Below are 13,762 nucleotides of genomic sequence, written 5' to 3' on the forward strand. Positions count from 1 at the left end.
AAAACCCTCCTTAACACTCTATTTTACCTAAAGCGTAATAAAATGTGAAGTGAGAGTATTTTTATTTCGTATTATTTTACCTCAAGGCTTAGAACAAGCCTAATAAATGCATAATTGGGAAGACAAAGATTAAATTATCAAAGCGATCAAGCACGCCTCCATGTCCCGGTAAAAGTTTCCCTGAATCTTTTACCCCATAATGACGTTTGATGCTTGACTCTACCAAGTCACCAATTTGTCCTACGATAGAAAAGACAATGGTAAAGAGAACAAGTTTTACGAAGCCGATTTGAGGCAAGTCATTTTTATAAAAAATAAACATCAAAATTGCAACGACTACTGCAGATAAGATACCTCCAATAGAACCTTCTACCGTCTTATTTGGTGAAACATCGGGGATTAATTTTCGTTTCCCAATTGATTTCCCGACAAAGTATGCCCCAATATCTGTAGACCAAACAATAAATAAAGCCAAGAAGACGACAGCTAATCCACTTTCACGTGCCAAGAGTAAGCTTTGAAAGCCAATACCTACATAAAAGGCTGAGAGAAAAGGAAAGCCAATATCTTCGAAACTATATGAACCTTTGGAAAAAACCATAGCGGTCAACATGCCAAATAAACAAAGCATGAAGAGAAGAGTACTTCCTTCAACATCCATGCCAAAGAAATATTTTCCAATCGGCAAAGCCAAGCATAAGGCCGCCATAGTTGATAATATTCCTTCAAAAGACATCAATTGTAGTTTGTGCATCTTGAACAGTTCATTCATCGCTATAATAACCAACAATGCTATTAAAATTTGAAAATAGGCACCGCCTGCCAACATTAGGCCAATAAAAACGGCTCCTCCGATAATAGCAGTGATTATACGCTTTATCATTTTACTCCTCCATATCTGCGATCACGTTTTTGAAACTCTAAAATAGCAGCATCTAAAGCTGCTTCATCAAAATCTGGCCAAGCTACGTCTGTAAAATAAAGCTCACTGTAGGCAGCCTGCCAAGGTAAAAAGTTAGACAAACGTAATTCCCCTGATGTTCGGACAATCAAATCAGGATCCCGTAAATCTTCAGGTAAAATTGCTGTCTGTAAATGAGCAGAAAGTTCTTCTTCTGTAATTTCCGCCAAATCTTTGCCACTTTTTGCCAACTCTTGAACAGCCAAAAGGATATCCCGACGTCCGCCATAATTCATGGCAAAGTTAAGAATCATTCCTGTATTATTGGCTGTTTCAGCAGCTGCACGGTCAATTGAATTTAAAGTTGCTTTCGGTAAACCTTCACGCTCGCCAATCATCCGAATTTGAATATTTTCTTCATTAAGAATTGGAAGATATTTACTATAAAAATCAATGGGCAAACTCATGATAAACTTGACCTCATCCATAGGACGAGACCAGTTTTCTGTCGAAAAAGCATAAACAGTCATTACCTTTACACCACGTCTTTGTCCGTGGATAGCTGCCGTCTTTAGGGCATCCATTCCGGCCTTATGACCAAAAATTCTTGGTTTCCCTTGACTTTTAGCCCAACGGCCATTTCCATCCATAATTATTCCAATATGCCGTGGCACTGGAATTTGCTCTTGCGAGTTATTTTTTAAGTTATTAAACATAGCACCTCACAGTTAGTACTCCCATTTTATCATATTTTGGATAAAAACACAGGTAAATTCGATACATTTTGCTCTGAAGTCACTGCAGTAATGGCTCTCTAAAGAGAAAAAGACCTGTTTTTTACAATACAATCATGGTGTTTTCGAAAAACAAAAAACCTATCACGAGTGATAGGCTTTTAAACTTATCTTTTACTGCTTATTCTTCGATTGGGTTATCTTCTTTTTTAGTTTCTTCAACAACTGTTGTTTCAGAAACTGTTGGTGCTGCAACAGTATTGTTTTTTACTGTTTTAACAGCTGCACGATCAAAAGTTAAAATAACGCCTTCACAATCTAATTCGATCGTTGCATCAGCTTCATTCATACCACTCAAGACACCGTGTAAACCACCAATAGTTACGATTTCTGCGCCAATAACCATTGAGTTCAATTGTTCTTGACGTTGTTGTTGAGCTTTCTTTTGGCTACGGTTCATGAAGAACATCATCCCACCTACAACAACAACCATAAAAATCAAAGACATAACATTCATTTATTAAATTCTCCTTTAAAACATTGATTATCCACAGACAATAGGACTATTATAGCACATTTTGTAAGGGCTGTCTATAAATACTTGGACGCTTCACGCAAAGACAAATTTGCAAGTTTTTCTTCATTTTCTGAAAGAAAGTGGGCGACCCATTTTGGATGCGTCTTCGAATAATCTCTTAAAGCCCACCCGATAGCCTTATTAATAAAAAATTCCTTTGACCCCAGATTATTTCGAATTACGGAGGACAGGAGTTCTGTATCTGTCGCTTCTTTAAAACCAAGCTGACAATCAATTGCGATACGACGAATCCAAAAATTTTCATCTATTGACCAATTCAAAATATCTTGTGATTTTATCTTTCCACTAAGCAAGAGAGTGCCCACCAACTCATCCAAACTATCCACTGTTTCCCACCAAGATTTTGTCGTTGCTAGCTGATAAATTTGGGGTAAATCTGTAGTCTTTAGATACTTCTTCATTTTTCGAAGATAGTCACATGCCAAATATTGAAATTCTCTTTCTTCTTCTGACCACAAACGATCAACAAGTTGCCAATCGATTATCTTTTCTTCAGCTTTTTCCTTTAAGAAACTTTTTGATAACTCGCGACGAACCGGTGTTGAAAGCCCTAAAAATTTAAACTGGTTGCGCAAATAAGCTTCTTGCTTCTTTGACTTTTCTGTATCAGCATGGGCCTGAAAGTCTTCTATGATTTTCATTTATGATAGGCACTCCCTCTATTTATCATTTGTGCGCGATAAATTTGCTCAATAAGCACAAGCCGCATTAATTGATGGGGTAAAGTAAAACGCCCAAAAGATAATTGTAAATCACTTCGTTTATAAACAGCATCAGATAGCCCCAGAGATCCTCCAATAACTAAAACTAAGTGACGCGTACCATAAATTTCACAGTTCTTCACAAATTCGGCCAGATTCTCACTGGTCATTAGCTTGCCTTGAATGGCAAGAACTGCCAACTTATCCCCATCATCAATTCGAGCCAATATTTTTTCACCTTCTCGATTTTTTACTGCTTCTTTTTCCTTGTCTGAAGCATTGTCGGGAATTTTTTCATCCGGCAACTCAATAATTTCCACAGGATTCATCGTGCGCATACGCTTTTGGTATTCGGCTATGCCATCCTTGAGATACTTTTCTTTAAGCTTTCCTACAACAATTAATTTTATCTTCATTCTTCTATTTTATCTTTTTCCCCAGTTGAAAGCAAAATGAAAGCTAGATTTATCAACATTTTTCACAACTTATCCACATTCTTGTGGAAAAGCTGTGAATTTTATTCACTTGTTCACAATTATTATTGAGTTTTACACAGAAGTGTGGAAAACTTCTTTTTCTATTTCCATTTTAGTGGCTTTTAAGGTATTATATAAATGTGAGTATCCCGCAATTATAAGTATTATATTAAAGATTATTTAAGGAATGTACATTATACTTGTGTATAAATATTTCTTACTGGAAAAGGAGATTCTTGTACTATGGCAAAAAAAAATATCGCCTCATTACTTATTACAGGCGTAGCCGGAGGTGCTATCGCTCTCGGAGGTAGTGCTATCTACCAAAATATGACCAACACGCCGTCATCTAACAACACTTCGGACAATTCTGTAAGCACAGTTAACGTCCAAGTAAATACAGATACTACAAAAGCAATCAAGAAAATTTCGAACACTGTTGTTTCCGTTCTTAATTACCAAAAATCGTCCTCAAGCAACGATTTTGAGAAGATTTTCGGCGGAGGCGATACAAGTAGCAATGAGAGTAATACGCCACAGCTGGCTGGAGAGGGTTCTGGTGTTATTTACAAAAAGGATGGCAATACAGCATATATCGTCACCAACTATCACGTTATTGAAGGTGCTTCTTCCCTAGAAGTTCTCATGGCTGGTGGTCAAAAAGTTACTGCTGAAGTTGTTGGTTCTGATGCTTATTCTGATTTAGCTGTCCTCAAAATTGATGCTAAGTATGTCAAAGAAACAGCAACATTCGGCAACTCTGACAAACTTACTGTTGGTGAGCCCGCTATCGCGGTGGGTTCTCCCCTTGGAAGTGAGTATGCAAACTCAGCAACAGAAGGAATTGTTTCAAGTCTAAATCGCAATGTTACACTGCAAAACAGCCAAGGCCAAACAATTAATGTTAACGCTATTCAAACCGATGCAGCTATTAACCCCGGTAACTCTGGTGGTGCACTCATAAATATTCAAGGACAAGTCATCGGGATTACCTCAAGTAAAATTACCTCAACACCAAGCGGAACAAGCAGCAGTGGTGTCTCTGTAGAAGGCATGGGATTTGCGATTCCAGCCAATGATGTCGTTAACATTATCAATAAGTTGGAAAAAGATGGCAAAGTTATTCGACCTGCTCTCGGTGTACAAATGGTCAACTTGTCAAGTCTTTCCCAAAATATGTTAGCTTCACTTAACCTTCCTGAAAACGTGACTAACGGTGTTGCTATCGCTGAAGTTCAATCAGGAATGCCTGCTGCCAAAGCTGGACTCAAGCAAGGCGACGTTATTGTCAAAATCAATGATGACGAAATCACTTCAAGCGTGAACCTTCAAAGTACACTTTATAAGTCTTCAATTGGTGATACGATTAAGGTAACTTATTATCGTGACGGAAAACAGGCTACTGCGAATATCAAATTGGATAAAACAAGTAGTGATATCAACTTTGACAAACAAAATTAAAAAATTACATCCCCTTGAAACAGGGGATTTTTTGATAAGGAATTATAATAAATATTTATTTTTTGTTAATAGAATTATGGTAAAATAGTGATAAGCATGAAAATATTACTTTATTTAGAAGCCGAACAAATTTTGAGCCGCTCAGGAATTGGTCGTGCAATGAAACATCAACAAAGAGCATTAGATTTAATGCAAGTAGAGTGGACGCAAAATCCCAATGAGGACTATGATATTCTCCATCTCAATACTTATGGACCTCAAAGTTGGCGGATGCTCAAAAAAGCCAAAAAAGCTGGAAAAAAAGTTATCTTCCACGGACACTCTACAGAGGAAGACTTCCGAGATTCATTTATCGGTTCTAACTTAATTGCACCTCTGTTTAAACGCTACTTGATGCGTTTTTATCGTAAAGCTGATTTGGTGATTACGCCTACAGACTATTCAGCTGGACTTTTACGTGGGTATGGCTTGACTTGTCCTATCTTGCCCATCTCCAATGGGATTGATTTGAACAAATATCAAGCTAAACCTGAGAAAGAGGAAGCTTTCCGTCAATATTTTACGATTAAAGACGAACAAAAAGTGGTCATTTGTGCCGGACTTTATTTTAAACGGAAGGGCATTGACGATTTCGTTAAAGTTGCCGAAAAAATGCCAAATGTTCAGTTCATCTGGTTCGGCTATCAAAACCTTTGGACCATCCCTGGATGGGTACGTCGAATCGTTAAAAAGAACCATCCTGATAATGTACGCTTCCCCGGCTATATCAAAGGAGACATCTATGAAGGAGCAATGACTGCTGCTGATGCCTTCTTCTTTCCTTCACGTGAGGAAACCGAAGGTATTGTAGTTTTAGAAGCACTGGCCAGTCATCAAGATGTTGTGGTACGTGATATACCAGTTTATAAAGGATGGCTCGATACCACATCAGCTAGTTTAGCAACAGATGTTGATGGTTTTGTAGCTGAGCTCGAAAAAGTACTGAACGGCACAATTGATAAAACAGAAAAAGGCTATCAAGTTGCACAAACACGCGCCATTGAACATGTCGCCGCTGAACTCGCTGCTGCTTATCGCCAAACTTTGGAGTTATAAAAGAGAAAGACTATGAGAATCGGAATTTTTACAGACAGCTACTTCCCACAAATTAGTGGTGTGGCTACAAGTATTCAAAGCTTAACTATTGAGTTAGAAAAACTCGGACATCAGGTTTTTATCTTTACTACAACAGATCCACACGCTGATGTCGATCATGAACCTGAAAATATCATACGTTTCCAAAGTGTGCCATTTGTATCACTTGCTGAACGTAAGATTGTAATCAAGGGAGTTTTTGCTGCTTATCAGATTGCACAAACTTACCAGCTTGATATTATCCACACACAAACAGAGTTTGGTATGGGACTCTTAGGAAAAATGGTCGCACAACAGCTTCAAATTCCTGTCATCCATACTTTACATACAAAATATGAGGATTACGTCCATTATATTGCTAAGGGCCATTTGATACGCCCTAGTATGGTGAAGTATATCATCAAAAACTTCCTTCGAGGTAGTGAGGCTATAATTTGCCCCAGCCAAATGGTCTTAGATACTGTCAATGGCTACGGTATCGACTTACCTAAACGAATTATTCCTACAGGGATTGATTTGTCTCGTTTCAAACGAGATGAAATTACTCACGAGGAGATTCAAGATCTACGTCATAGCTTAGGACTTAAAGATGATGAAACAATGCTTCTTAGCCTCTCACGAATTGCGGCGGAGAAAAACATTCAAGCAGTTGTGGCAGCCATGCCACAGTTGGTTGAACAAATTGCTGTAAAATTGGTCATTGTCGGAGATGGTCCATATATGAAGAATCTCCAAGATCAAGTGGCTGAGCTAGGGATGGAAGAATACGTTGTCTTTACAGGGGCTGTAGAAAATACAAAAACGGCTTACTACTATAAAGCCGCAGACTTCTTCATTTCAGCTTCAACTTCTGAAACGCAAGGTTTAACTTATCTTGAAGCACTAGCTGCCGGCACACGTGTTTTAGCAACCGTAAACCCATATCTCACAGAGCTTATTGATGATAAGGAGTTTGGCCGACTCTTTGCTTCTGATGAAGAAATCGTTGATACGGTCGTCGCAGCGGTACAAGAAAGTCAAACACTTGATCAAGAAAAATTTGCTAAAAAATTGTACGAAATTTCTGCAGAAAACTTCGCACAACAAGTCTATAACTTCTATCAAGACACCATTGTTGAATATCAAGCACGTAAAAATTCTGAGCATTTTTTAGAAGAATTTGATGTGGTTACTCAAAAATGGTCAAGAAAAATGAAACGTTCTATTCGTAGAGAAAAAATTAGGGCGCAATATTTAACAAAAAAAGCAACTAAACTCGCTAAAAATCTACAGAATTATGTTAAAATAGATAAAGAAAATATGAAATAAGGCTTGTGGGACAATTAAAAGGTCCCTTAAAATAAGCATTGGAGGAAATAATGAAATCACATTTGATGGCAATCATGGATCGTTTGAATCGTTTGATTGAAACGGCTGATCCAAAAGAAACTTACAACTTTGAGCGCGAAGGTGAAGTTATTGCAACTGTAAGCTTCGTGCCAGAAGAAACTGCCTTTTCTATCAAATATCCAAAACAAAAAGATGTTGCTATCTTTGATGATATCGACCTTGTAGCGATTGAACTTTACGATATGATTTATTAAACAAAAAAACCATCTTTGATGGTTTTTTTTTATTTTTCCGGTACTGTAACTTTACCATCAATAATATTTTGTTTTGCTACTTCAACTTCTTTCCAAGTTTTATCTGACAAGTTGTCTTTGGCAAGGCTAACCCCTCCATTTTTTAGGTTGTAGTTAAGAACTTGTCCACCAGGAAATTTATTATCCTTGGTTTTGTTCGCAATATCTTTTACAGCAACACCAACTTCTTTAACAGATGAAGCCAAGACAAAGTTCGAATCTTTTCCGTCTTTAGATTTATAATTTCCAAGATACTCTTGGTCTTGGTCTACTCCAATAACCCATACTTTATCTGCTTCATTTTTTGTAGCATTAAGAGCTTTAGCTTCAGAAAAGACACCGGCACCAGAACCACCTGCTGCTTGATAAATAACATCATTACCTGAACCATACATTGCTGCAGCTATTGTTTTTCCTTTGGCTGCATCAGTAAAAGTACCCGCGTACTGTACTTCAATTTTTATATCAGGGTTAATTGATTTTACCCCAGCGGTGAAACCTTTTTCAAATGCAGTGATAATATCCGATTGCATCCCGCCCACAAAACCGACTTTATCTGTTTTGGTGGTTTTTGCTGCAGCTACACCTGCAAGATAAGCTGCTTCTTGATCTGCGAAAGTTGCTGAGGCAACATTGTCTTGACCTTTTATCACTGAATCAATAATTGTAAATTTTGTATCAGGATTATTTTTTGCTGCCTGTGATGTCGCTTCTTGGAGATCGAATCCAACACCGAATACTAAACCATAACCTGCCGAAACAGCAGAGTTAAAGTTGGTTGTATATTCAGAAACAGCACTTGCGTTAAAGTAGTTAATACCTTTTGATTGTGACAAACCGTTTTCCTTGCCCCACTCTTGTAGGCCTTCCCAAGCGGATTGATTAAATGAACGGTCATCTACCCCACCTGTACTTGGAACAAGTGCTACCTTTAAGTCTGTTGCAGCACCCGCTAATTCACTATTACGTCCACGACAGCCAGCTAGAATAGTTACGGAGGCAAGTGCAAGTGCACCAAGTGTTAAAATTCGTTTATTCATTAAATAAAATTCTCCCAAAATTTAATAGATACCTACTATAACATAAGAATAGATTTTTTGAAAATATTTTCTCGTAAAAATCGTCTTTTTGTAAAATTTTACATTTTTTCTTATAAAAAAAATACCAGATAATCTCTGGCATAATCAATCTTAAAACGTTTATGCTTTACCATAATAGATTTTGCGAATTTCTTCTGTATAAGCGCCATCCTCTCCGTGTACAATCAAAGGTGGAAGAAAAACTTCTCCCCCTGCTTTCCCATCTTTAATCGCATCAATCAGTAGTATATTTGCTGCTTGATTGGCTTTTGGGTAAACAAACTGAATGCGTTTGGGAATCAGATTATGAGCCCTCATTTTATCTATAATCTCAAAAAAACGATCGGGACGATGGACCAGAGCCAAATGACCATTTGTTTTTAAAAGACGCTTGCTGGTTTCAAAAATTTCATCAAGATTTGTCGCTAACTCATGGCGTGCAAGTGTGTAATGGTGATTATTATTAATATGGCTCGCTTCATCCAGCTTAAAATATGGTGGGTTACAAAAAATTAAATCAACTGTTGAGGTATTGATATAGTCTAAAGACTTGTTCAAGTTATCATTGATAACAGTCATTTGTTCTTGTAAGCCATTTAGTTTAATGGAGCGCTGTGCCATTTCTGCTAGACGTTCTTGCAATTCAATTTCTGTAATATGTGCATTAGTCATTGAGCTGGCAAAAAGGCCCACTGCTCCATTTCCCGCACACATATCCACAATTTTCCCTTTTTTTGGAAGGCGTGGAAATCTTGCAAGGAGAATAGCATCAATCGAAAAGGAAAAAACCTCTCGACTTTGAATAATCTGGACATTCGATGCCGCGATTTGATCTATACGTTCACCAGCTTTTAATTCGATTTTAGTCATTCTTCTATTATACAATTTTCATTTCTAAAATTCTTGATGAAAAGCAGGTAGACAAAAAAAGCGAGACAATGCTCGCTCTAACTTTTACAATTGAAAGACCATCGCTGTGCGTGCAGCTAATGAAAGTTTAAGTTTTCCCGTTTCTTTTTGATAAGAAAAGCTTGATCGAGGACCAAATCCTCCATATTTTCGATCATCTGTATCGAGAAGAAATGTCGGAGGATTAGGCACATCGAGCTGGAGTCGTTGTTCCATGGTCGGATGGAAATTAAGAACGAACAGCAAATTTCCCTTACGATAAGCTAAAAGCTTATTCTCATTTTTTATCCAGTATTGTTGCAAGCTATCACTTTGTTTCAAAAAGTGATAGTTTTTTTCTAAAGCAATCATGTCATGATCGAACTTGAGCAGGTATTGGTAACGCAAATGCTCCTTTGCTGCGAGAGACCATTGACGACGAGCATGTTGAAAACTATCATGATTGCCTTCTCTTGGAAAATCCAACCACTCTGGATGACCAAATTCATTTCCCATAAAGTTGAGGTAGCCTTCTCCGGCTAAACTAAAGGTAATCAAGCGTACTATTTTATGCAAGGCAACGGCGCGATCAACCACCATTGATTCACTGTGGATATCCATCGCATCATAGATTGCTTCATTGGCCAGCCACATCATGAGCGTCTTATCTCCAACCAAAGCCTGATCATGACTTTCCACATAGCCAATGTTCTTTTCTCCGGGACGTCGTGTGGTTAATTCCCACCAAAGTTGCATTAAATCAAGGTCCTCATCAGATTTTTCTTTAAATTGCTTAATCCAATAATCCGGCACCCCCATCGAAAGGCGATAGTCAAAACCAATCCCTCCCTCAGAGATAGGAAGTGCCATTCCTGGCATGGCTGACATATCTTCTGCAATCAGTGTTGCCTGTGGATTCACTTGATGGACAAGTTCAGTAGCCAGCATAAGATAAACAACTGCTTCAATGTCTGTCTCTGTTGAAAAATACTTCTTATAACTATCAAAGCTTGTCCCTAGTCCATGATGATGATACAACATACTCGTGACCCCATCAAAGCGGAAACCATCAAAATGATAAGTCTCTAACCAAAACTTGAGGTTAGATAAAAGAAAGTGAATAACTTCATCTTTACCATAGTTAAACAACTTTGTGTTCCAAGCTGCATGTTCGCCACGCGCGCCTTGATGAAAGTACTGATCACTACTTCCATCAAAAAGATTCAGACCGTCTCCAACATTTTTTACAGCATGTGAATGGACCACATCCAATAAAACACGAAGTCCCATCCCATGTGCTGTATCAATCAAAGCCATCAAATCTTCAGGTTTTCCGAAACGGCTTGATATTGCAAAAAAGTTAGAAACTTGATAACCAAAGCTTGCATATAAAGGATGCTCCATAATAGCCATAAGCTGAATCGTATTATAGCCCGCTGCCTTAATACGAGGTAAAACATCCCGTGTAAACTCTTGATAAGTATTTATTTTATGCTCTTCACTAGAAATTCCAATATGAGCTTCATAAATAAGTGGTGCTTCCTCTTCTAAGAGAGGCGAAGAATGCTGAAATTGATATTGTGGGGCAACAATCACACCGTCCAGTTCGAAATGTTCATTTTGAACAGCATAGAGCGCATAAGAAGGCACTCTATAAACTTCAGCTCCGTTGATAACAAGTTTAACCTTTACCTTGGAACCAAGTGGTAAATCTCCTGGTACAGCTATTTCCCATACACCACCATAAGCTGCCTTTAGTTCATGTTTGTCTGTCCAATCGTTAAAGTCCCCTACTAAAAAAGCTTTTTCAGCATGAGGCGCCCATTCACGGAAAGTCCAATACTCTTTTTCTTGTTGAAAGCCAAAATATTTATGACCATTGGCAAAATCTGTAAGTTTCCCCTCCATTCCTAGCAATCTCTTCTTCGTTCTTGAAAATTCAAATAAGCGGTAGGATAAGTCCTCCTTATATGGTTCTAGGTATGGATCATACTGCAAAATATTTAACATTCTGAGAAACCTCCTCTTAATCATGGTGACAATCTTTCCCTTATTTTACCATTTTTAGATGTTGGATTATATTTTTATGAGGGATTTAAACAAAAACAGAGAAAACGTAAATTTTCTCTGTTTTTTATTTTTAAAAGTTCTTAGCATTTGGCTTATTATAGCCGTATTTTTCACAAAAATCTTCTCTGAATTCTAGAAGATTATCATCCATGATAGCTTGACGAACATTTGTCATCAAGTTAATCAAGAAATGTAAATTATGGTAGCTTAAAAGGCGCAGACCAAAAGTTTCGTCAGCCTTGAATAAATGACGCAAGTAAGCACGGGTGTAGTTTGAGCAGCAATAGCAATCACATTCTGGATCAAGAGGTGTGAAGTCAAGCTCATATTTGGCATTTTTAATATTCACACGGCCGAAACTTGTCATTGCGGTACCATTACGAGCAATACGTGTGGGTAGCACGCAGTCAAACATGTCTACACCACGAATGACACCGTCAATCAAACTATCAGGTGCACCAACACCCATCAAATAACGTGGTTTATCTTCTGGTAAAAGCGGTGTTGTAAAGTCAAGTACGGCATTCATCTCAGCGTGAGACTCACCTACAGCAAGTCCGCCAATAGAATAACCAGGGAAATCCATGCTGACGAGATCACGCGCAGATTGGCGGCGTAAATCTTCAAAGCCAGCACCTTGCACGATACCAAAAAGTCCTTGATCATGTGGGCGTTGATGCGCTTTTAGGCCACGCTCTGCCCAGCGGGATGTACGTTCCACAGAAGCTTTGACGTAATCATAAGGTTGATAGAAAGGTGGACATTCATCAAAGCTCATCATGATATCAGAACCTAAATTATTTTGGATAGAAATCGCTTTTTCTGGATTGAGGAAAAGTTCGCGACCGTCGAGATGGCTTTTAAACTTAACACCCTCTTCACTGATATTTTTCTTGTTTTGTACTAAAGAATAGACTTGGAAGCCACCACTATCTGTTAAAATAGGCTGATCCCAGTTCATAAATTTGTGCAAACCGCCTGCTTGAGCAACAAGCTCATCGCCTGGTCGAAGCCACAAATGATAGGTGTTGGCAAGAATAATCCCAGAACCCATCTCTTTAAGTTCTTCTGGGGATTGTGTCTTAACCGTGGCTTGTGTTCCTACAGGCATGAACATAGGTGTTGGAAAAGTCCCATGTGGCGTTATAATTTCACCGAGACGCGCGCCTGTATGTTTTTCTTTTTTAATCAGTCTGTATCTTATTGCATGTTCAGTCATGTAAACTCCTTTAAACTTCTACAAGTATACCAAATTTCTTTGATTTTTCCCAGCCAGTCTATAACCTCCTTTCTCTAAAAGTTTTTGGTTGTGAAGCCCCGTCTTTTATGGTATTCTAAGAAATGGAGGATACTATGAAGTTTAAAGATTTAAAAGAAAGAGCTAAGGATGCTCTGAGAGAAAACTTTGGTGCCAAATTACGTTTGTTCTTAATTCCAATTTTCTGGGGAATTATCTCAACAAACATGACTTACCAATCAAATTATAATTCCAATATGGATACAGTCAATAATTTTGATGCCAATACTATTACAACAGGACTATTACTTTCTATACTCATAGGAATACTTATCGGCGGGCTGATTGGCCTCATGATTTCGGTCATTATAGATGTTATCACTGTGGGTGCGCGTTTCAACTACATTAAAATATACCGTGGCGAAAGAGAAAATCCACGCTTTAAAAATGTCTTTACTCCTTTTAAAGACGGCAGTTGGACAAAAATATTTGTTCTTCACTTAGTGACTGCACTCCTCATTGGTCTTTTAACAGTGACGATTATTGGTATCCCTTTTGCTATCTATCTTGGCCTAGGTTGGTCACAAAAAGATTACATTCTTTTTGACCAATTAGAATCTGGGACTTATACTGGTATTTGGGGCGTGCTCAATGCCTCTGCTCAAGTAATGCGTGGCTCACGTGGGGATTATTTCCTCTTCTTGTTGAGCTTCATCTTATGGTATATCCTCTCAGGTATTACTTTAGGTCTTGCTAAATTCTGGACAACCCCATATATCGAAATGTCTACTATCGCTTATTATCAAAACTTAATCGATACGAAGAGAAACATGAATCAAACTGCATATTAAAAAGAAGCTC

The 13,762-nt window shown here is 38.1% G+C and carries 14 protein-coding genes; 5 read left to right on the forward strand and 9 right to left on the reverse strand.

Annotated features, from left to right (window positions below):
- Positions 1 to 88 precede the first annotated feature (88 nt).
- The 5 genes from J0J33_RS01605 to rlmH all read right to left on the reverse strand — a co-directional run bounded on the left by J0J33_RS01605 (position 89) and on the right by rlmH (position 3,350).
- A complete protein-coding gene (locus J0J33_RS01605; RefSeq protein WP_019291563.1) occupies positions 89 to 883 on the reverse strand; it encodes a phosphatidate cytidylyltransferase in 795 nt (264 codons plus the stop codon).
- Positions 880 to 1,617, reverse strand: a complete 738-nt coding sequence (locus J0J33_RS01610; protein WP_019292981.1) for an isoprenyl transferase — start codon at positions 1,615 to 1,617, stop codon at positions 880 to 882. Before J0J33_RS01610 ends, J0J33_RS01605 begins: the two co-directional genes overlap by 4 nt.
- A gap of 199 nt (positions 1,618 to 1,816) precedes the next feature.
- Entirely contained in the window at positions 1,817 to 2,152 is a 336-nt protein-coding gene (yajC, locus tag J0J33_RS01615; RefSeq protein ID WP_019292982.1) for a preprotein translocase subunit YajC, read from the reverse strand.
- Positions 2,153 to 2,226: 74 nt separating this feature from the next.
- Positions 2,227 to 2,874, reverse strand: a complete 648-nt coding sequence (locus tag J0J33_RS01620; RefSeq protein ID WP_173817272.1) for a DNA alkylation repair protein — start codon at positions 2,872 to 2,874, stop codon at positions 2,227 to 2,229.
- Complete coding sequence (gene rlmH, locus J0J33_RS01625; protein ID WP_019291566.1) at positions 2,871 to 3,350, reverse strand: 23S rRNA (pseudouridine(1915)-N(3))-methyltransferase RlmH; 480 nt, start codon at positions 3,348 to 3,350, stop codon at positions 2,871 to 2,873. Before rlmH ends, J0J33_RS01620 begins: the two co-directional genes overlap by 4 nt.
- Before the next feature lie 303 nt (positions 3,351 to 3,653).
- Between rlmH and J0J33_RS01630 the strand changes: the two genes are divergently transcribed.
- The 4 genes from J0J33_RS01630 to J0J33_RS01645 all read left to right on the forward strand — a co-directional run bounded on the left by J0J33_RS01630 (position 3,654) and on the right by J0J33_RS01645 (position 7,588).
- A complete protein-coding gene (locus tag J0J33_RS01630) occupies positions 3,654 to 4,871 on the forward strand; it encodes a S1C family serine protease (RefSeq protein WP_019291567.1) in 1,218 nt (405 codons plus the stop codon).
- Between the two features lie 96 nt (positions 4,872 to 4,967).
- The gene (locus J0J33_RS01635) at positions 4,968 to 5,966 is read left to right on the forward strand and encodes a glycosyltransferase family 4 protein (RefSeq protein ID WP_019292984.1); all 999 of its coding nucleotides are present in this window, start codon (positions 4,968 to 4,970) and stop codon (positions 5,964 to 5,966) included.
- 12 nt (positions 5,967 to 5,978) lie between these two features.
- The gene (locus tag J0J33_RS01640) at positions 5,979 to 7,313 is read left to right on the forward strand and encodes a glycosyltransferase family 4 protein (RefSeq protein WP_173817271.1); all 1,335 of its coding nucleotides are present in this window, start codon (positions 5,979 to 5,981) and stop codon (positions 7,311 to 7,313) included.
- Positions 7,314 to 7,363: 50 nt separating this feature from the next.
- Positions 7,364 to 7,588, forward strand: a complete 225-nt coding sequence (locus tag J0J33_RS01645) for a DUF1797 family protein (RefSeq protein WP_003133519.1) — start codon at positions 7,364 to 7,366, stop codon at positions 7,586 to 7,588.
- A gap of 29 nt (positions 7,589 to 7,617) precedes the next feature.
- Here J0J33_RS01645 and J0J33_RS01650 read toward each other — a convergent pair whose 3' ends face one another.
- The 4 genes from J0J33_RS01650 to tgt all read right to left on the reverse strand — a co-directional run bounded on the left by J0J33_RS01650 (position 7,618) and on the right by tgt (position 12,883).
- Positions 7,618 to 8,667 (reverse strand): BMP family protein, encoded by a 1,050-nt coding sequence (locus J0J33_RS01650; RefSeq protein ID WP_173817270.1) that lies wholly within the window; start codon positions 8,665 to 8,667, stop codon positions 7,618 to 7,620.
- Between the two features lie 159 nt (positions 8,668 to 8,826).
- The gene (locus J0J33_RS01655) at positions 8,827 to 9,576 is read right to left on the reverse strand and encodes a tRNA1(Val) (adenine(37)-N6)-methyltransferase (RefSeq protein ID WP_019291572.1); all 750 of its coding nucleotides are present in this window, start codon (positions 9,574 to 9,576) and stop codon (positions 8,827 to 8,829) included.
- A gap of 84 nt (positions 9,577 to 9,660) precedes the next feature.
- Complete coding sequence (locus tag J0J33_RS01660; RefSeq protein ID WP_019292987.1) at positions 9,661 to 11,628, reverse strand: alpha-amylase family glycosyl hydrolase; 1,968 nt, start codon at positions 11,626 to 11,628, stop codon at positions 9,661 to 9,663.
- A 106-nt stretch (positions 11,629 to 11,734) separates the two neighbouring features.
- A complete protein-coding gene (gene tgt, locus J0J33_RS01665) occupies positions 11,735 to 12,883 on the reverse strand; it encodes a tRNA guanosine(34) transglycosylase Tgt (protein WP_173817269.1) in 1,149 nt (382 codons plus the stop codon).
- A gap of 134 nt (positions 12,884 to 13,017) precedes the next feature.
- Between tgt and J0J33_RS01670 the strand changes: the two genes are divergently transcribed.
- The gene (locus tag J0J33_RS01670) at positions 13,018 to 13,752 is read left to right on the forward strand and encodes a DUF975 family protein (protein WP_019292988.1); all 735 of its coding nucleotides are present in this window, start codon (positions 13,018 to 13,020) and stop codon (positions 13,750 to 13,752) included.
- Positions 13,753 to 13,762: the final 10 nt, after the last annotated feature.

The organism is Lactococcus sp. LG1267 (assembly GCF_017309545.1).
Taxonomy (GTDB): domain Bacteria; phylum Bacillota; class Bacilli; order Lactobacillales; family Streptococcaceae; genus Lactococcus; species Lactococcus petauri.